The organism is Vibrio aestuarianus (assembly GCF_028858425.1).
Lineage (GTDB): Bacteria > Pseudomonadota > Gammaproteobacteria > Enterobacterales > Vibrionaceae > Vibrio > Vibrio aestuarianus.
Map to the genome: position 1 here is coordinate 1445428 of NZ_JAKNYQ010000001.1, position 18641 is coordinate 1464068.

Consider the following 18641-nt stretch of genomic DNA (forward strand, 5'->3'; position numbering starts at 1 on the left):
ATATTGGTCACTTTTTGCAGATGATTTTGCGACTAGGCTTTTATTACCTCTTTGGTAAAGGAGCTTGTGATGGACCTAAGTAACGTCAGCCGCTTTGATAGTGTTATTTTACTGGGCATTGTGAATGAAAAACTGCGCTTAGAGTGCGACAGCTTTGAAGAACTTGCCAGTATGTACGAAATGGATGTGGAAGGTGTTATTGGTAAACTAGATGTCTTAGGTTACCAATACGATCCACTGACTAACCAATTCAAATCCTATTCCCGTTAATATTTTTGTTTAACTATCAAGCCATCTTGATGCCATCAAGGTGGCTTTTGCATTGTTGTCGAGCGGTGACGAAAAAAGCTTGCAGATAATGTTTATCTTTTTCGCTATGACGGGTGGCTGCAAATAACCGCCGCCATAAACCGTTACCTAATGGCTTACTGGTGATCAGTCCTTGCCTAGAAAATTCACTGATTGCCCAATTAGGCAGTGCGGCTACCCCTAAACCTGCAGATACCATTTGTACCAACATCAATGTGTTATCAGCTTGTTTCCATTTTGCTGGCTCAATGCCTGCGGGTTGCAGAAAGTGTTTTACGACATCCAAGCGGTTTTTTTGGACCGGATAAGTCAACATGGTTTGCGAGGCTAAATCGCTAGGTTCGATGATCGTTTTTTCTGCAAGAGGGTGAGCGGTTGAGGTGATAAGACGCATTTCAAAGTCGAATAGAGGCTCGTAGTGGACTTCGGATCGAGGCAAAATATCGGAAGTAATGACAAGATCAAGTTCTCCTGCTAGCAAAGCGGGTAAGGGTTCAAAACCGAAGCCGGATGAAAAGTCTAACGTGACACTTGGCCAAGCCAGTTGATATTCCTTTAATGCTGGCATTAACCACTGGAAGCAAGAGTGACACTCAATTGCCATGTGCAAACGCCCATTTACGTCTTCTTTCAGACTCGCTAATTCGTTTTCAGCTCTTGCCATTCTGGGTAAAATTTCATCGGCAAGTTTGAGTAAAATTTCTCCCTCTGAGGTGAATTTTACAGGACGAGTTTTGCGTAAAAACAACTGCCCGCCAATTCTTGCCTCTAAATCTTTAATCTGATGTGAAAGCGCTGATTGTGTTAAGTGGAGAGACGTTGCGGTCGAGGTCAATGAACCCGAATCTCTTAGCGAAGCTAACGTTCGCAAATGCTTAAGTTCGATCATCGTGACTATTTCCTCATTATCTCTTGAAATAGATGGCTTTAATTGCACTAACTTACGCTGTATGTAGGGAGCTGTAAACATCTAGATGGCTATTTATTTTGAGGTGACCTAACGTTGTCGAAAATAACATGAATTTATTTAATGAACATGTTGAATAATTGGATGTTGTTCGCTGGCCCATTCAAGTGGATAGTTTAGCCATCTGGACTTCTTAATTATCAAGATAAAAGTTCAACACTACCAACAGAATAAGGGCTAGGAAGATGACGACAACCACACACATTTTAGGTTATCCGCGTATTGGTGAAAAACGTGAACTCAAGTTTGCGCTTGAAAAATATTGGCGTGGAGAAAGTACACAAGATCAATTAAAACAAGTGGGTAGCACCATTCGTCAGCACAATTGGGCTCTACAGCAGCAAGCTGGGCTTAGTTTTACAACAGTAGGGGATTTTGCTTGGTATGATCATGTGCTCACCACCACATTGCTACTCGGACATGTTCCTAAGCGCCACAATAATGGTTTTCCTGATTTAGACACTTTGTTTCGCGTTGGCCGTGGTCAATCGCAAGCAAGCTGTGGCTGTGCTGGTAGTGCAGCGTCAGATATGACTAAGTGGTTTAATACGAATTACCACTACATTGTGCCCGAATTTAGCCAAGATGATACGTTTAGTGTCAGTTGGCCACAGTTATTTGAAGAAACCAATCAAGCGTTGAAGGCCGGGCATCAAGTGAAACCGGTGTTGCTTGGTCCACTTAGTTATCTTTATCTAGGTAAAGAAATAGAAGAAGGGTTTGATCGCCTCACTTTATTACCTCGTTTGTTAACCGCATACCAAACCATTCTTGCCAAGTTAGCTAAACAAGGCGTTGAATGGGTGCAAATCGACGAACCGATTTTATCGTTAGAGTTAGAGAAAGAGTGGCAAGATGTACTAAAACTGGCTTACCAAGTGATCAGTGGTGATGTGAAATTGTTATTAACTACCTATTTTGATTCGGTGGTTGATACGCTCGATAAGATTGTTGAGCTGCCGGTTCACGGCTTACATATCGACCTTTCCGCCGCTCCAGAACAACTTGAAGCTGTAGTCGAAAAGTTGCCAAGTGATTGGGTACTCTCGTTGGGGGTCGTAAATGGGCGAAATGTGTGGCGAGCCAATCTTGCTGCGTTATTAGCTCGTCTACAGCCGGTGAAAAATCAGTTGGGTGAGCGATTATGGATTGCGAGTTCATGCTCACTACTGCATAGCCCGATAGATTTAGATCTTGAGCAAAGTTTATCAACGGAGGTTCAAAGTTGGTTCGCATTTGCTAAGCAAAAAGTGACGGAAGTGGCTTTATTGGGCAAGGCATTAGATGGCGATCCAGCCGCTATTTTATCTTGTGATACCTATAGTTTGCCGATTGTAGCGCGTCAGAGTGCAACTCATGTGAATAAACCTCAGGTCCAAGCTCGCGTAAATAGTATTACTTCTGCATTGTCGGAGCGAAGCGCACCTTATGCAGAGCGTGCGCATCACCAAGCGGAAGTTCTTGGTTTGCCATTTTTGCCAACAACAACGATAGGTTCTTTTCCTCAAACAGCGGAAATTCGCACCCAACGTAGTGCTTATCGCCAAGGTCAACTTTCTGAAAGCGAATATGTAGCGGCATTAAAAGGCCACATTGCCGATGCTGTAAAACGCCAAGAGGCATTAGATTTGGACGTATTGGTGCACGGTGAAGCTGAACGTAACGATATGGTGGAATATTTTGCTGAAAATCTTGCGGGCTTTCAAACCACTCAGTTTGGGTGGGTTCAAAGTTACGGTTCTCGTTGTGTTAAACCAGCCATTGTGGTGACAGATATAGAGCGAGAGAAGCCAATAACCGTTAAGTGGTCAACTTATGCTCAGTCGCTAACGTCTAAACAGATGAAAGGCATGCTAACAGGGCCAGTAACGATCTTATGCTGGACATTCCCTCGTGAAGATATTTCTCGGAAGGAAATTACTCAACAATTGGCGTTTGCGTTGCGTGACGAAGTCGCCGATTTACAACAGGCAGGCATTAATATAATCCAAATTGATGAACCTGCTATTCGAGAAGGTTTGCCGCTGAAAAAGCGTGATCATGAGGCGTATTTACAATGGGCGGTGGAGGCCTTTAAAATCTCAGCCGCCAGTGCGAAACCAGAGACACAGATCCACACTCATATGTGCTACAGCGAATTTAATGAAATTATTGACTCTGTAGCAGCATTGGATGCCGATGTGATTACTATTGAGACATCGCGTTCTAATATGGAACTGCTGAAAGCGTTTGAAGAATTCAATTACCCGAATGAAATAGGACCAGGAGTGTACGATATTCACTCTCCGAATATCCCATCACAGCAATGGATTGAGGGTTTAGTCCGAAAAGCGGCCGAGAAGATCCCAGCGGAGCGTCTGTGGGTTAATCCAGATTGTGGTTTGAAGACACGTAACTGGCCTCAGACTGAAGCAGCGTTGACCAATTTAGTTCTGGCAGCCAAAGCACTACGTAAAGAGCTAACCTTTGACCGCTAGGTTCTTTGATCTAATTAAGGCCTCAGGATGAGGCCTTATACAATAAGAGCGCAGTTAAAATGATCTCTATTGGACAGTACAGCTTTCTTTAGTCACGAACTGGTCGATCATCAACTGACCACGATTATTACGAATCTGAATACGGTAAGTTAAACCGATATCAAGGTTTGACTTTGTTAAAGAGTCAGAGCAGTAGGCATTAATACTTGTTTTCAATACTTGATCAATGGGCTTGGCACCTTGGTGATCAGAATTGTAAATCATCATAATTTCAACGGTGCTGCCTTTTGAAATGGCTCTCATAACCGAAAGAGGACCAAATTCTAAAGGTAATTCACTACTGATAACACTGGCGCGGCTACTCGCCAAGAGTTCTAACTGTTCTTGTTTCTGTTTGTCAGCACTTGAGCTACAGCCAGTCACCAGCAAGATTATAGAGATGACAAAAGCGATTTTTTTCATTTTAAAAAACTTTTTTGAAGGGTTTAACGATAACGTGTTGGTAAACTCCAGCCTCAACATAGGGATCAGCGTCAGCCCATGCTTGCGCTTGCTGTAAAGACGTAAAATCAGCGATAACGGTTGAGCCAGTAAACCCTGCTTCTCCGGGATTATCAGAATCAATGGCAGGCATAGGTCCAGCTGTAAGCAAACGGCCTTCATTTTGCAGTTTTTGTAAGCGCTCCAAATGTTGCGGTCGGACACTCATGCGTTTTTCCAAAGAGTTTTCCACGTCTTGTGAGAAGATGACGTACCACATATTGATGTCCTTATTGATTGATTTTTCAGTCGAAGCCTTAATGTACTCAAACCGATAGAGATTGAAAGTAATCAAACTCAATTTTTTGATCAGCTACCCGGGTTAATAGCTCGTGGACGTCCATTTGCATCGATGGCGACATAGTTAAAAGTGGCTTCGCACACTTGGAATCGATCGCCGACACTATCTTGCTTGATAGGTTTCACCCATACTTCAAGGTTTACTGACATCGACGTTCGTCCAATTTTCGTGCATTCGCCGTAGCAGCAGACAACATCACCGACTTTTACTGGTTTTTTAAAGGTAATGCTGGATACAGAAACTGTGACCACCCGTCCACTCGATATCTCTTTAGCTAGAATGGCGCCAGCCAAATCAAGCTGAGACATGATCCATCCGCCAAAAATATCACCATTGGCATTTGTATCTGCTGGCATTGCAAGGGTGCGCAGCAATAGTTGACCTCTAGGAGCGTTATTTTCCTGATTCATTTTTAGACATCCGCAACAAACGAAACAGCGACCAAATGGTCGCTGTGAAATGACTGTAGATTATAGCGAAACAAGACATGATTTACACCCTCAGAGTCATCGGATGAGTAGTTAGCTGTCCTTAGATTGATTGGCTTCTGTCGCTTTATCTTCTTTAGGTAAATGTTTATAAATAAACGCCCCAGTGAGTAGAGTGTAGGCAAAAGTTGCGGCTAGTAAACCAAATACCTTGAAGTTTACCCAGACATCTAAAGGCAATCGGTACGCGATATAGATATTTAAAACAGCACAGACGCAGAAAAACAGTACCCAAGCCCAATTAATTTTGGCCCAAACATGATCAGGTAAAGATAGCTCCTTGCCAAGCATCCCTTTGATTGCCGATTTACCCATAATGTGGGTGATAGTGAGACCTAAGGCAAAGACAACGTAGACAATGGTGACTTTCCATTTAATGAAGTTATCATCGTGTAGGAATATCGTCATCCCACCAAATACAGCCACCATCAAAAAAGTGATGAGTTGCATTTTTTCTACTTTCTTGTAGAGCGCATAAGTTAGGGCAATTTGTACCGCACTAGCGACAATTAATGCACCTGTCGCTACGTAAATATCGTACATTTTAAATAGAGCAAAAAAGATAATCAGTGGAATAAAATCAATAAGTTGTTTCATCAGTATGAACACTTTGGTTGGAATGTTGACGACAGTCTAACGAAAAGTACGCTATAGCTAAATAGGAAGAGGCAATTCGACACAAATTACCTTTCCCAACCGCTAGGTTCTAATTGTGAGATGCCACGCTTCATATCTTCTAAATAACCTTCGCTTTTAAGGTTAGCGACGGTAATTACAAGTTCTTCATTTGTCATTGAAAAACAAGAATCTTTACCTGTAATGAAGCCAAGATATTGACGGTACTCGACTTCATTAAAATGACCAATACGGTCAATCATCAGTTCTTTGATTCCATAGTGAATTAAACTGTAATAAGCATTTCTGTGTATATCCATTACTGAGACTCCAAGTTCATCCTTCACTCTTGTTAAAAATCACATACTTTGCATTTTTGAAACTGTAGCAGTGTTGGCTATGTCCGCTAACCCTAATCACACCGTTTATCTATGCTCATTGGAATGAACTTACTTGCCGCCGACCTGAAACTTCAAGTTATTTAGGTATAAACACATGAAGGGGGATATTTGCTCTTTGCAATATTAATGCCAATGATGTACTCGTCTATTACATGAATCTACAACTTAACTTTAGGCGTACATGATGTGATTTTGCAAATTGCAATGCAAAATAATCACATACAAGCAACCATACTTAAGCTATGTATATACTTCCTATTTGAAGTTGCAGCGACGTTGGCAGCGTAGCTTACCTCAATCACATCGTTTATCTCCGCTTAAGGGGATTCACTTACTTGCCGTCTACCTGCAATTCTAAGTTGTTTAGACATAGGGAGGCTTCATGCTTGGGATTAGCTGTGTATCTATAAACGGCGGCTTGTAACTCCGCTTTAGTCGTTGGTTTCACCAATCTCCCATCCATTAGTTTATCGATTAAACTTAAGTCGTATTCAGAAGACTCTCCGGAAAGGGCAATAATGGGTATGGATGGCTTTAGTTGCTTAATTCGCCTACTTGCATCAAAACCATTCATTTTAGGCATTTGAATATCCATTAATATTAAATCTATGTGACTATTTAAAAAATGGTTAATAGCAGATTCTCCGTTATGAGCTTGAATAACATTCATGCCAAGCTGTTCTAAATAAACTTTGACTAACGCTCTTTGAACTGGCTGATCATCAACAACTAATATGGTTTTCTTGATGGGTGTCATATTATCTACATTGAAGACTTCCACGCTATCTTTGATAGTATATAAATCTTGTGTAGTTAGTGTTGATAAGCAAAAAGGGTATTGTTTATTAGTAATATTTACAGTAGGAAAATAAAGCTTAAATTCTGTGAACTCACCTGGAATTGAATGACATTCTATACGTCCACTAAAGGTTTCCATCACACGCTTACAGTAGCTTAATCCTAACCCACTACCGCCACTTTTATTGTATGTAAAAAAGTCATCAAATATCTTTTGGCTTATACTGGCATCTATACCTGGCCCAGTATCTCTAAATATGACACAATTTTCTTGTTGGCCAGTATCAATAATAATATCCACTTTACTATTAGGATGAGAGTCAAAATAGTAAGTGGCATTTCGGATTAGATTGAAAATAACAAAGCTAAACATTGTATCATTTAAATTAACTAAAAAATCCTGATTGTTATGAAAAACAACTCGTTGACGAATAGCATAATTTTCAAAACAGTATCGACTTAGAGCTTGTGAAATAACGTAAGATATTCGATAAAAAGATGTTGATTCTTGTTTCGTAGATGAATTTCGTGCTTCATGTAATATAATGTCAATTATTTGCCTTCCGTTTAGTATGGCTGTTTTCCCCTTGTTTATTGAAGCGAACAATTCTGAGACTGGTTGATTAGCATCAATTTTATTTTTCAAATCTTCAAATTGAAGCTGAACCATAGCTAATGGGGTACGCATTTCGTGGGCAATGGAGTGGGCAAGTGATTGATACTGGGTTATTTTTCTATGAGCATTGATATAACCTTGAACTCTACTAATGAGAAATTGTAGAGCATGTATTTCTTCACTTGAGAATAGCGAACCATCAGTTTTATACTGAGATACCAATAAATGTGAAACTTTATAATCTTGATCAAAAAGAGGCAAGATTAAAGCAGTATTGTTTAAACCCATTATATCTTGTAATTCATGTAATTTTTCTGTCAGTACCAGATCATCACTTATTTCATCTGCGATTAATATCGAACGATGAGTAGAAAGGTACTCAGAGTAGTTACCATTATTATAATCATTGGTGACTAGTTGTAGTTTTTCTTTAGGAATGTCGAGGATTTTTGCTAATTTTTTAATGGATTCTTCTACGGAGTTTTGGAATTCTTGTTCAAGATTTAAAATTTTATCAATAGGTGTAAGCGTTGACCCATAAACCAGTTTGGATGAAGCCATCTTCATTAGTTTATGAATGTTATTCCAAATTGCCACAGAGAAAATGAACCATACTGTTGCGAGTATGCAAATCATTTCGATTGAAATTTTCGACGCAAAGGTAATTATGAAAAAAAATGGAATGGTATAAGCTATAATAAGCCCGCATGTTAGTGTTAATTCATATAGAATATATCTATAACTATAAAACCTAACAGTAAGTAAAGCATAACCAAAAAAAAATATTTCACTGATTGATAGTGTTGGCGGGAGCCAAGTGAGTGAAAAATCGTTAAGTAAATAAGTAAAGCCAATATTTAGAACTGCTGTGGAAATCATAAAAATGACTATACCACAAAGCATATAATTCATTTTGGTCTTACCAAGCCTATTCGTTGCTTTTCTCAAATATAATAGATTACTAAAAGTCATATAAACTATTAAGATAAATCCAGCAAAAAAACTGCTAGTGTAGGGGCCAAATTTGATTATGAAATCACTTGGAGTAACTATATCGATAGATTTGATTACTAACCCTGGTACGATATTGACAACGTAAGCATATGATGAAACAACAGCTAGCAATACATACTTCCAAGCCGGAGTGGGGACTGAGGAAATGGTCGAGCGCAGACTACATGAAAATAAAAATGCAGAGGCGAAAGAACTAAATCCGGCCAGGTTGGCTAAAGTTGCTATATATATCGCATTCTCAGGAGGATAAATAATCAAATAATTAGTATGGAAGTACAAATTCATTAGAATCCATATGAATAATCCTGATGTATAAACAATGTAAAAAAAATGCGCCACTGCATATTTATTATTTCTTTTATTATCTTTTCCTTTTAGTAATGAAATTTTTTTCAAGGATAGACAAAAATATAACAACCATATTAGTACAATAATAGAGGATGATATTAAAAATATTCCTTTTGGATACATTATGTTATCAAACATTAATCATTCCTATAATTACCTGATCTTTTCTTGTTTTTAATAACAATGTTTTTGTAATCTTTAAAGGATGTGTTATTAAGCTCGGATTTTAGATTAGGGATAATCCAAAATCCTTTGTATGTATTTCTTCCGGTGTCATTTAAGTTTTTATAACTACTACTAAGATAGCCATTAAGTTCTAATTCTTGATAAAAATTCATCAACCAAGGCTGTTCTATTATGACGTAAGCCATATAGAACCCCCTTTCATCTAATTCTCTTATAAGGTGTTTTTGTGTAAGGAATAAATAAAATATACATTCTTGGACGGTCCCACTTATACTAAGCCTAATAACCTCACAAATATGATTTTTTTTGAGAATTTTATCATCGAAATATTTTTCGAATGAATGAATAGAATCTAATTTTGGTATACAACTAGTCTTGAAAACTTTGGTAAGAAGGGGGCTATTTATAATACTATCATGAATGCATGGCTGCCAACCTTCATTGGTGAAAAAAGGAGAAAAGGAAAGCCAAGCATGACGTTCATTCCATAATTGAATTCTAGCGGAACCAACAATCGTGGAAATAGACTCGTTAGTTTTTGTTAGTAGTATAAAGTGCCTTCCTGTAGACGATATCGTCAAACTTTCGAGCATTTCATACCAACCTTTATCTGCAATGAAAGTTGAAAGATTCATTAATAATATAGCATCGGACAATGACATGGGCTGTGTATGATGCAGTGTGTAGTATAGCTTTTGAGATAATTGTATATTCTCAACTATCTTAGAGTGATACGCTTCTTCCAATAATGGTAATTTTTTATGCTTATTATCTTCATTCTCTGGATATTTAGATTTAATCTTATATATTTCAAATTCACACCAGAACTGAGCTATGTTCAGAAAATCGCGATGAATTATTTTTTCTAATAAATGATATTCTTTAGGCCAGTCAGGAACTTCATGAGTAAGAGATTGTTTATAAGCGGGAGATTTTATGCAACCTGCAATATTTAACTTTTCAGTAGTTGGGTCAATTTTTTTTGTTATGGCGAGTCTGCAATTTAATAACTCATAGCAAATGGAGGGTGATATGTTTTTTTCTATTAGCTTGAATAAAGAAAATATGTTTTTTTTGTTTGATTTGCAATTAATATATAGTTCATGCTCTAGAGCCTTAATGATATCCATTATTTAATCTCGCTACTGACGTGTTTTTTATGTATGAAGGGTTGTTTTAATAATTATTTCCCTTCCTATTCTTAATTTATTGGAAAATATCAGTAGTGTTTTTTTTATTCAATAATCATTATATCTATTTATTACAGGCTATCTCATTTTTAAATGAAAAAAGGCTACCTTTCGGTAGCCCATCGATATTTTTTATAGGGTAGTTTTAAGCTTGTTGTTTTTGAAGTTCAGTTTCTATTTCTTCTTCCACAAGAGAATCCACGATGACAGCACAAGCAGCATCACCCGTTATATTTAGGGCTGTGCGTATCATATCGAAGATACGGTCAAGTGCGAACAATAATGGTAAACCTTCAATTGGAATACCTGCCGCTAATAGAACGGCGACCACAAGGAATGAAGGACCGGGTACACCAGCTTGGCCTACTGCACCTAACGTAGCGGTAACAATAATTGCAATATAGGCACCCATTGAAAGATCAATATTAAATAGTTGAGCAAAGAAAATGGCAACTAGACCGTAGTAAATTGCATTACCACTCATATTAATCGTTGCACCTAATGGCAAAACAAAAGAGGCTGTTGAATTACGAACGCCAAGTTCATGTTCTACCGTATCCATGGTTACTGGTAGCGTAGCCATAGAAGAGGCTGTGGATAAGGCAACGGCTTGTGGTTTTTTCATCGCAAGAATGAATTTTTTCGCCGATGTTTTGGTGAATATCTGAATCATCAATGGGTAAACGATGAATCCAAAAATCAAAATTGCAGCAACGTAAACAACAAATAGTTTAAATACCACCATCAACGCACCAAAGCCAAAAGTACCTACGGCTTCTGCCATCAGGCCAAAGACACCAATCGGTGCAATGATCATTACTTTGTTGATCATCCAAACCATCGCATCAACAATAACGTTTACGCCATTGATGATTGGATCACGTTTTTCTTTGCTTTGCTTAGAGATGGCAACACCGAAAAATAGACAGAAGACAAGAATCTGTAGAATGTTTGCATTGTTCAGTGATTGGAAAACATTGGTTGGAATCATACCTGTGATGGTCGCCCAAAAAGTAGGTAATTCACCTTTTGATGCGTATTCGGCAGAAAACATCCCCTCTACACCGGACACATCGATACCAATACCTGGTTGGAACACTTCACCCATCAATAGTGCTAGAGCAACTGCTAGTGCTGAAGTTACAGCAAAGTAGCCTAAAGTTACCGCCCCAACTTTTCCTGCTGATTGACTATCACCAAGGCCTGCAGCACCAGAAATTAATGCAACAGCAACCAATGGAATGACTAGCATTTTAATTAGGTTGATAAAAATCACGCCGAGTGGGGCAAACATCGCCGCCTCGTGCCCCATCATGGCACCAACGGCGGTACCAACGATCATAGCAATGACGACTTGAACGCCAATGTTGCTTAGTAAACTCTTCTCTTTTAACACTTCCATAACCTCTGTGCTAATTAATTGTAAAATCCCAGTATTACCCACTATATAAATAACAAATGTAGGATAAATATCTCGTATAGCTTTTTACACGGATATTTCACATTTAGCAACATTGCATGAAAGTGAATTGACAATAATATTGATAGTAAGTTGATTTAAAATGGTATTTAACGCGTGGGTAAACGATTGCTATTGTCGTGGTGAATGTGGATTTTTGTTTTGCGGAGCTGGCGAATGCTTTATCTGTCGGGTTTACATGTTAATAAAAAGATCGATTTCTACTTTGGAGTAAGAAATCGATCTCATAGAGAAGTTTGGATGAATAATTATCGGATGGTCGCCGCTTTCATGCTTGATACAAATTTGCTAAGACCGGTTAACATTTCGTGTGGCTGAGCAATGTTTTGTTCAATAATCTTAACTACAGCAGAGCCTGATATTGCCCCCGCAGCGCCAGCTTCAATGGCTTGCTTAACTTGAGCTGGTTCCGAGATGCCAAAACCCAGTAGAGCAGGCGGTGCGTCAAATTGATTCAGTCGGTCAAGCAGTGCATGAACTGGCATGTTCGCTTTGGTTTCAGTTCCAGTTACACCTGATCGAGAAAGTAAGTAGGTATAACCACCGCTAAGCTTCGCAACCGATTCTAGTGTTTCGTCACTGGCTGTTGGCGGTGCAATAAAGATTGGGTGAATCCCATACTTTTCGGCTGCGACGACAAAATCTCGGCTTTCGTTAGTCGGAACATCAGCGATGAGTACGGAATCAACGCCTGCACTTTGACAACGCTGATAGAAATTATCGATACCTCTTGAGTAAACCAAGTTAGCGTACATCAGCAGACCAATTGGCAAGTCTGGGTGCTGCTCACGAATTTTACGGATCAGGTCGAAGCAGATGTCTGGTGTTGTATTTGCTTCGAGCGCTCGAATGTTTGCCCCTTGTATTGTCGGCCCGTCAGCTTGTGGGTCTGAGAATGGCATCCCGAGCTCTAATGCATCGGCACCTGCATCTACTAACGTTTGCATGATTTGCAAAGACAGCTCTGGGTTTGGATCACCAATGGTAACGAATGGAACAAAAGCACCTTGATTTTTATCAGCTAAGCGCTGAAATAGAGTTTGATAGCGATCCATTACAACGCTCCTTTTTCTTCTAGCAATTTATGAACAGTGAATATGTCTTTGTCGCCACGACCGGATAGGTTGACAACCAATAGCTGCTCTTTGTCTGGTTCAGCGTAAGCCATCTTAATTGCGTGAGCGACAGCGTGTGACGATTCTAACGCAGGGATAATACCTTCGTTACGGGCAATCGCTTGGAATGCCTCTAACGCTTCGTCATCGGTAATACTGTCGTATTCAGCACGGCCAATTGAATGAAGATATGCGTGCTGTGGACCGACCGATGGGAAATCAAGGCCTGCGGATACAGAATAAGATTCCTCAACTTGGCCATTCTCGTCTTGCATTAGTGGAGATTTCATTCCAAAGAAAATACCAGTCTTGCCATGCTTTAGTGGTGCGCCATGTTGGTCGGTGTCAATGCCTTTACCCGCAGGTTCAATACCAATCAAACGTACTTCCTTTTCTTCAATAAAGTCAGCAAACATACCGATGGCGTTAGAACCACCACCAACACAGGCAATCACTGCATCTGGTAGTCGACCTTCACGTGCTAAAATTTGCAGCTTAGTTTCTTCGCCGATCATACGTTGAAATTCACGAACAATGGTAGGAAACGGGTGAGGGCCTGCGGCAGTGCCTAATAAATAGTGAGCTGTTTCATAACTGGCAGACCAATCACGTAAAGCTTCATTACATGCATCTTTTAGGGTGGCAGAACCGGAGTGAACAGGGATGACCTCTGCCCCCATGAGTTTCATACGAAACACGTTGGGACTTTGGCGCTCCACGTCTTTTGCTCCCATGTAGACACGACATTTTAAACCGAGTAATGCGCATGCTAGTGCTGTTGCTACACCATGTTGACCTGCACCGGTTTCAGCAATGATCTCTTTCTTGCCCATACGCATAGCTAACAGTGCTTGGCCTAGTACTTGGTTGGTTTTGTGTGCGCCGCCGTGCAGTAGATCTTCACGTTTGAGGTACAGTTTCGTTTTAGTCCCTTTAACCAAGTTGCGAGTCAGGGTTAGTGCAGTTGGGCGGCCTGCGTATTCTTGAAGCAGAGACATAAATTCTGAGCGAAATTGCTCATCTTCTTGTGCATCAATAAAAGCCTGTTCCAATTGATCGAGAGCGGGTACTAAAATCTGTGGCACATATTGACCACCATACTCACCAAAATAAGCATCGAGCTTAGCCATAATTGTATTCCTTATTCTATTTTACCGCTGAGCGATTCAACGGTAATAAATGTGTTATTAATAATTTCTAATCTCGCTGAAAGCTTGGGTCAGCTTGTGCAGGTCTTTTTTTCCAGGCTCACTTTCTACTCCGGAATTTAGGTCTAACCCTAAGCAGCCAAAACTGGCCGCGTGCTGGGCATTGTCTGCAGATATCCCACCCGCTAACATGACATCTCTGATATTGGTCAACAGTTGCCAATTGAAACTGGTTCCAGTTCCGCCAGACTGCATGCCAACTTTGGCATCGAGTAAGTGGCGATCAACGTTATGCTCAATGAAAGTCGGTAAATGATCACTTACGCCATAAGCTTTCCAAATCTCGATGTTGTCTGGTAAGGCTGTTCTTAATGAATCAATATAAGTTTGATCTTCATCGCCATGTAACTGTACCGCATGCAGTGCGAGTGTTGATGCAGTATGTGCGACGTATTCAAATTGATGATTTTGGAAAACACCCACATAATCCAAAGGGGCACTGTTGATGATTGAACTGGCCGTTTCAACATCGATACACCGCTTTGACCGCGGCACAAAAATTAATCCGCCAAATACAGCCCCTGCTTGGTAGGCTTTAGCTGCATCGTCTGGGTGAGTTAAGCCACACACTTTATTTTCACCCAATGTGACTTTACGAACCGCTCGTTCCAAATTGTCTTCAGCCATTAGCGAACTGCCGATTAAAAAGCCATTGGCATATTGGGCGAGGTCGCGCACCTGTTGGTGGGTATAAATTCCCGATTCAGAAATGATGATGGTTTCTTTGGGTAATAAAGGTGCGAGTTGCTTAGTGCGATTGAGATCGGTAGAAAGATCACGCAAGTTACGGTTATTGATACCAATCACTTTGGCTTTTAATGCGACCGCGCGTTGAAGTTCTTCCTCATTGCTGACTTCGGTAAGAATGCCCATCCCAAGAGCATGAGCTACGTTTGCAAGCTCTTGATACTGACTATCGTCGAGCACCGAAAGCATCAATAGGATAGCATCAGCGCCATAATGGCGAGCTAAATTGACTTGATACGTATCAACCATGAAATCTTTGCAGATAACAGGTTGGCTTACTTGTGAGCGAACACGCGGTAAAAACTCAAAATCACCTTGGAAGTACTTTTCATCGGTTAGAACAGAAATCGCGTTGGCATACTCGTTATAAACGGAAGCGATGTAATCTAAATCAAAATCTTCACGAATCAATCCCTTAGATGGTGATGCCTTTTTACATTCTAAAATAAAGGCGGTTTTTCCTGTATCGAGTGCTTGATAAAAAGAGCGATCTGAAGGAGTCAGTAAGTGTTCAAAGCTTGCCAGTGGTTGTACTGCTTTACGTTGTGCCACCCACTGGTATTTATCATTGACGATTTTTGCCAACACTTCAGCCATCTGAGTATGTTGCGTTGAAATATGTTCAGAGAGTTGCTCAGACATTTGGCTTAACCTCGTTGCGCTAATTGTTGGACAAGCTCATAGGCTTTGCCCGAATTCATCACCGTTATAGCTTGTTCTGTATTGGCCTTAAGGTCTTCTTGACCAAAAAGTCGAAGCAGTAGAGCTACATTGACAGCAACCGCAGCCAATTGAGCTGGAGTGCCTTTTCCTGTCAGTAGGTTGGTAATAATGGTTCTATTTTCCGCAGGCTCACCGCCTTTAATTGCTTCAAGTGGGTAGCTGTCGACCCCAAAATCTTCTGGGCGAAGGGTGTATTCGATGATTTCACCGTCACGTATTTCTGCTACTAGCGTTTCGCCATGTATAGCGACTTCATCTAAACCACTGCCGTGCACAACTGCTGCACGTTTTAAACCCATTTGTAACATGGTTTCTGCGATGGGGCGAACCAGTTCTTTGCTATAAACACCCATCAATTCAATATTGGGCCGTGCTGGGTTGATCAGTGGTCCTAATATATTGAAGATGGTGCGCGTTTTCATCGTCTGACGTACTGGCATCGCATAGCGAACACCACCGTGATATTGCGGTGCGAATAAGAAAGCCACGCCTAAATCATCGATTGCTTTGCGGGTATCTTCCGCGCTCATTGCGAGGTTAATACCGAATGAGTCAAGAAGGTCAGAAGATCCAGATTTACTCGATACGCCTCGGTTACCATGTTTCGCGACTTTCACTCCACAACCAGCGGCGACAAAAGCAGCAGTGGTAGAGATATTGAAAGTATTTGAGCCATCACCACCGGTTCCGACGATATCGGCAAAATCGTAATCTGGTCTTGGGAATGGTGAGGCATTTGCCAACAGGGCTTTGGCTGCACCAGCTATTTCTTGTGGTGTTTCACCTTTAATTTTTAATGCCGTTAGTACTGCGGCCATTAAGATAGGATCAAGCTCACCACGGATGATGACGTCAAATAGCTGTTGGCTTTCTGCTTGAGATAGTGACTGCTGGGCATACAGTTTATTAATGATCTGTTCCATAAAAAGTCCTTTTCAATCCGGTTAAATTGTCTGTTCTGCTAAAGCCCAATCGATGGCATTGGCGAGCAAAGTTGCGCCATGTGTCGTCATAATAGATTCGGGATGGAATTGAAATCCGCACACTTTGTCTTGTTCTTGTACAACAGACATCACTAGTCCATCAACTTCTGCGGTTACTGTCAGTGAGCTAGGAACATGAGTTGCAACCAATGAGTGATAGCGTGCAATGGCTAGTGGTGATGGAAGCTGTTGATAAATAGCATGGTTTTGATGTGCCATCATCGATACTTTTCCGTGGATGATTTCACCGGCTCCTGCAACGGTACCGCCGTACGCTTCGACAATCGCTTGGTGGCCAAGGCATATGCCAATCATCGGTACTTTTCCTTTTAAACGTTGTATAAGCTCTGGCATGCAACCAGCTTCCGAGGGCGCTCCTGGTCCTGGAGAGAGTAAAACAACCGGATTTTCAAGTTGATTAACCGCATGTTCAATGTTTTGCGCCGCAATATTGTTACGATAAATGGTCACGCTATGGCCTAAAGATCGAAACTGATCTACTAGGTTGTAGGTAAATGAGTCAAAATTGTCGATAAAAATAATATTAGCCATTTTGACTACTCCTTATGTGCCGCTTGAATCGCGGAAATAACGGCTTGAGCTTTACCACGTGTTTCATCAGCTTCTGCTTGTGGGTCTGAATCATAAACAACCCCCGCACCAGCTTGAACTTGCGCAATACCATCTTCGACATAAGCGGCACGAATGACAATACAGGTATCGAGATCGCCTTCACCAGTCAGGTAGCCAACCGCACCGCCATAACTGCCACGACGAGCTTTTTCTACATCACGAATCAGTTGCATGGCTCGAATTTTTGGTGCACCAGTCAGCGTGCCCATATTCATGCAAGCTTGGTAGGCGTGCAGTGCATCGAGATCGTCTCTTAATTGACCGACTACGCGTGACACAAGATGCATTACATGACTGTAGCGATCGACCTTTAATAGATCGGCCACGTGCCTTGTCCCTGCTTGAGAAATGCGTGCGACATCATTACGTGCAAGGTCGACCAGCATCATATGTTCAGCGTTCTCTTTTTTATCGCAGCGCAATTCAAGTTCAATGCGGCTATCTAGATCAAAATCAATGCTGCCATCAGGGCGTTTTCCGCGGCGGCGAGTGCCTGCGATGGGATAGATTTCAATTTGGTTGGTTTCTGTTGCGTATTTTAATGCACTTTCAGGAGAGGCTCCGAAGAGAGTAAAGCGTTCGTCTTGCATGTAGAACATGTACGGGCTTGGGTTACTCTCTTTTAATTGCTTATAAGCGGCAAGCGGGGAAGGGCAAGCCAGCGTGAAACGGCGTGACGGCACTACTTGGAAGATATCGCCTTTCACCACGTATTCTTTTAAATCACGAACGGTATTACAAAAGGCTTCATCAGTGACACTAGGCACGACATCAAGGTTGGCAATTGTTTTTGCTTTAGGCAGCGGCTTTGGTGCAAGGCTTTGCTCAGCAATAGCCGCTAAACGTGCTTTCAGAGCGACACGAACCTCATCTGTAGGTTCAAATAAACTGGCTTGTAACTGACAAACTTCGGTTTGGTGGTCAATGACCATCAGAGTTTCAGCTACATAAAACACATAGTCAGGGCATTGGTTTGTCGCTGCTGCATCACCAAGTGGCTCAAAGTTTGCCACCAAATCGTAGGCAAATAAGCCACCAAGAAAAAGAGCGTGTTTATCTTGGTTGGTGAGGTCAAAGCTGTGCTGAACAAGGCGCAACGCATCAAAAGAAGAGGCTTCACGTAAGCGCGAATCTTCATCTAACGTATCGCACGCAGCATGAAATTCGAGAGTTAATGTATCTCCTTGAAGACGATGTGTAATGTCCGCTTTGATATTACGGTGCAAGTGCTCAATAAGATGTTGCCCGTTATCACTTAATGCCTGAAAGGTGACAACGTGACCAAAGCATATAATACGCACAGCGGCATCAATCAGCAGTAGGCTTTTTAAATCTTGTTTTGAATCGATTTCTGCTGATTCAAGCAATAAACAATCGGTTTTTGATTCACAAAGTGAATGGAAAAGACGTGTTGGATCCTGCGTGTATTGAACTGAAGTATTCAGCAATTCAATACGTCCTAACTTTTTAATTTCAATGGCCTTGTTCACAAGACATCCTTC

At 41.0% G+C, this 18641-nt stretch carries 17 protein-coding genes; 2 read left to right on the forward strand and 15 right to left on the reverse strand.

The window, feature by feature from the left end; all coding sequences use genetic code 11:
* Nucleotides 1-69 precede the first annotated feature (69 nt).
* Nucleotides 70-270: a DUF4250 domain-containing protein gene (locus MCT08_RS06870; RefSeq protein ID WP_171980995.1), complete on the forward strand. Its 201-nt coding sequence runs from the start codon at nucleotides 70-72 to the stop codon at nucleotides 268-270.
* A gap of 16 nt (nucleotides 271-286) precedes the next feature.
* Here the strand turns inward: MCT08_RS06870 and metR are convergent, their stop codons facing one another.
* Entirely contained in the window at nucleotides 287-1198 is a 912-nt protein-coding gene (gene metR, locus MCT08_RS06875; RefSeq protein ID WP_171980996.1) for an HTH-type transcriptional regulator MetR, read from the reverse strand.
* Nucleotides 1199-1461: 263 nt separating this feature from the next.
* Between metR and metE the strand changes: the two genes are divergently transcribed.
* The gene (metE, locus tag MCT08_RS06880; RefSeq protein ID WP_274678103.1) at nucleotides 1462-3753 is read left to right on the forward strand and encodes a 5-methyltetrahydropteroyltriglutamate--homocysteine S-methyltransferase; all 2292 of its coding nucleotides are present in this window, start codon (nucleotides 1462-1464) and stop codon (nucleotides 3751-3753) included.
* 66 nt (nucleotides 3754-3819) lie between these two features.
* Here metE and MCT08_RS06885 read toward each other — a convergent pair whose 3' ends face one another.
* The 14 genes from MCT08_RS06885 to MCT08_RS06950 form a co-directional block, all read right to left on the reverse strand.
* Nucleotides 3820-4215 (reverse strand): GspS/AspS pilotin family protein, encoded by a 396-nt coding sequence (locus tag MCT08_RS06885; RefSeq protein WP_274678104.1) that lies wholly within the window; start codon nucleotides 4213-4215, stop codon nucleotides 3820-3822.
* 1 nt (nucleotide 4216) lies between these two features.
* Nucleotides 4217-4513, reverse strand: coding sequence for a YciI family protein (locus tag MCT08_RS06890; protein ID WP_053309308.1), 297 nt, complete (start codon nucleotides 4511-4513; stop codon nucleotides 4217-4219).
* 89 nt (nucleotides 4514-4602) lie between these two features.
* Complete coding sequence (gene yciA, locus MCT08_RS06895) at nucleotides 4603-5004, reverse strand: acyl-CoA thioester hydrolase YciA (RefSeq protein WP_053309309.1); 402 nt, start codon at nucleotides 5002-5004, stop codon at nucleotides 4603-4605.
* A 111-nt stretch (nucleotides 5005-5115) separates the two neighbouring features.
* Entirely contained in the window at nucleotides 5116-5679 is a 564-nt protein-coding gene (locus MCT08_RS06900; RefSeq protein ID WP_274678105.1) for a septation protein A, read from the reverse strand.
* Between the two features lie 86 nt (nucleotides 5680-5765).
* A complete protein-coding gene (locus MCT08_RS06905) occupies nucleotides 5766-6017 on the reverse strand; it encodes a hypothetical protein (RefSeq protein WP_274678106.1) in 252 nt (83 codons plus the stop codon).
* A 412-nt stretch (nucleotides 6018-6429) separates the two neighbouring features.
* On the reverse strand, nucleotides 6430-9012 hold the full coding sequence (locus tag MCT08_RS06910) for an ATP-binding response regulator (protein ID WP_274678107.1): 2583 nt from the start codon (nucleotides 9010-9012) through the stop codon (nucleotides 6430-6432).
* On the reverse strand, nucleotides 9012-10190 hold the full coding sequence (locus MCT08_RS06915) for an acyl-homoserine-lactone synthase (protein WP_274678108.1): 1179 nt from the start codon (nucleotides 10188-10190) through the stop codon (nucleotides 9012-9014). Before MCT08_RS06915 ends, MCT08_RS06910 begins: the two co-directional genes overlap by 1 nt.
* 205 nt (nucleotides 10191-10395) lie before the next feature.
* Nucleotides 10396-11652: a dicarboxylate/amino acid:cation symporter gene (locus MCT08_RS06920; RefSeq protein WP_176245692.1), complete on the reverse strand. Its 1257-nt coding sequence runs from the start codon at nucleotides 11650-11652 to the stop codon at nucleotides 10396-10398.
* 326 nt (nucleotides 11653-11978) lie between these two features.
* The gene (gene trpA, locus MCT08_RS06925; protein ID WP_274673712.1) at nucleotides 11979-12785 is read right to left on the reverse strand and encodes a tryptophan synthase subunit alpha; all 807 of its coding nucleotides are present in this window, start codon (nucleotides 12783-12785) and stop codon (nucleotides 11979-11981) included.
* Nucleotides 12785-13975, reverse strand: a complete 1191-nt coding sequence (trpB, locus tag MCT08_RS06930) for a tryptophan synthase subunit beta (protein ID WP_053309316.1) — start codon at nucleotides 13973-13975, stop codon at nucleotides 12785-12787. Before trpB ends, trpA begins: the two co-directional genes overlap by 1 nt.
* Before the next feature lie 57 nt (nucleotides 13976-14032).
* Nucleotides 14033-15442, reverse strand: coding sequence for a bifunctional indole-3-glycerol-phosphate synthase TrpC/phosphoribosylanthranilate isomerase TrpF (gene trpCF / locus MCT08_RS06935; protein WP_274678109.1), 1410 nt, complete (start codon nucleotides 15440-15442; stop codon nucleotides 14033-14035).
* A gap of 5 nt (nucleotides 15443-15447) precedes the next feature.
* Nucleotides 15448-16446 carry an anthranilate phosphoribosyltransferase gene (gene trpD, locus MCT08_RS06940; RefSeq protein ID WP_053309318.1) on the reverse strand — a complete coding sequence of 333 codons (999 nt, stop codon included), beginning with the start codon at nucleotides 16444-16446 and terminating at the stop codon, nucleotides 15448-15450.
* A gap of 21 nt (nucleotides 16447-16467) precedes the next feature.
* Nucleotides 16468-17058: an aminodeoxychorismate/anthranilate synthase component II gene (locus MCT08_RS06945; protein WP_168786652.1), complete on the reverse strand. Its 591-nt coding sequence runs from the start codon at nucleotides 17056-17058 to the stop codon at nucleotides 16468-16470.
* A gap of 5 nt (nucleotides 17059-17063) precedes the next feature.
* Nucleotides 17064-18629, reverse strand: a complete 1566-nt coding sequence (locus tag MCT08_RS06950; RefSeq protein WP_171981240.1) for an anthranilate synthase component 1 — start codon at nucleotides 18627-18629, stop codon at nucleotides 17064-17066.
* Nucleotides 18630-18641 lie beyond the last annotated feature (12 nt).

Coding starts and splice junctions, on each gene's coding strand:
- MCT08_RS06910 (WP_274678107.1), bottom strand. CDS start 9,012: ATGTTTGATAACATAATGTATCCAAAAGGAATATTTTTAATATCATCC.
- yciA (WP_053309309.1), bottom strand. CDS start 5,004: ATGAATCAGGAAAATAACGCTCCTAGAGGTCAACTATTGCTGCGCACC.
- MCT08_RS06920 (WP_176245692.1), bottom strand. CDS start 11,652: ATGGAAGTGTTAAAAGAGAAGAGTTTACTAAGCAACATTGGCGTTCAA.
- metR (WP_171980996.1), bottom strand. CDS start 1,198: ATGATCGAACTTAAGCATTTGCGAACGTTAGCTTCGCTAAGAGATTCG.
- MCT08_RS06900 (WP_274678105.1), bottom strand. CDS start 5,679: ATGAAACAACTTATTGATTTTATTCCACTGATTATCTTTTTTGCTCTA.
- MCT08_RS06885 (WP_274678104.1), bottom strand. CDS start 4,215: ATGAAAAAAATCGCTTTTGTCATCTCTATAATCTTGCTGGTGACTGGC.
- trpA (WP_274673712.1), bottom strand. CDS start 12,785: ATGGATCGCTATCAAACTCTATTTCAGCGCTTAGCTGATAAAAATCAA.
- trpD (WP_053309318.1), bottom strand. CDS start 16,446: ATGGAACAGATCATTAATAAACTGTATGCCCAGCAGTCACTATCTCAA.
- MCT08_RS06915 (WP_274678108.1), bottom strand. CDS start 10,190: ATGGATATCATTAAGGCTCTAGAGCATGAACTATATATTAATTGCAAA.
- MCT08_RS06870 (WP_171980995.1), top strand. CDS start 70: ATGGACCTAAGTAACGTCAGCCGCTTTGATAGTGTTATTTTACTGGGC.
- MCT08_RS06905 (WP_274678106.1), bottom strand. CDS start 6,017: ATGGATATACACAGAAATGCTTATTACAGTTTAATTCACTATGGAATC.
- metE (WP_274678103.1), top strand. CDS start 1,462: ATGACGACAACCACACACATTTTAGGTTATCCGCGTATTGGTGAAAAA.
- MCT08_RS06945 (WP_168786652.1), bottom strand. CDS start 17,058: ATGGCTAATATTATTTTTATCGACAATTTTGACTCATTTACCTACAAC.
- MCT08_RS06890 (WP_053309308.1), bottom strand. CDS start 4,513: ATGTGGTACGTCATCTTCTCACAAGACGTGGAAAACTCTTTGGAAAAA.
- trpB (WP_053309316.1), bottom strand. CDS start 13,975: ATGGCTAAGCTCGATGCTTATTTTGGTGAGTATGGTGGTCAATATGTG.
- trpCF (WP_274678109.1), bottom strand. CDS start 15,442: ATGTCTGAGCAACTCTCTGAACATATTTCAACGCAACATACTCAGATG.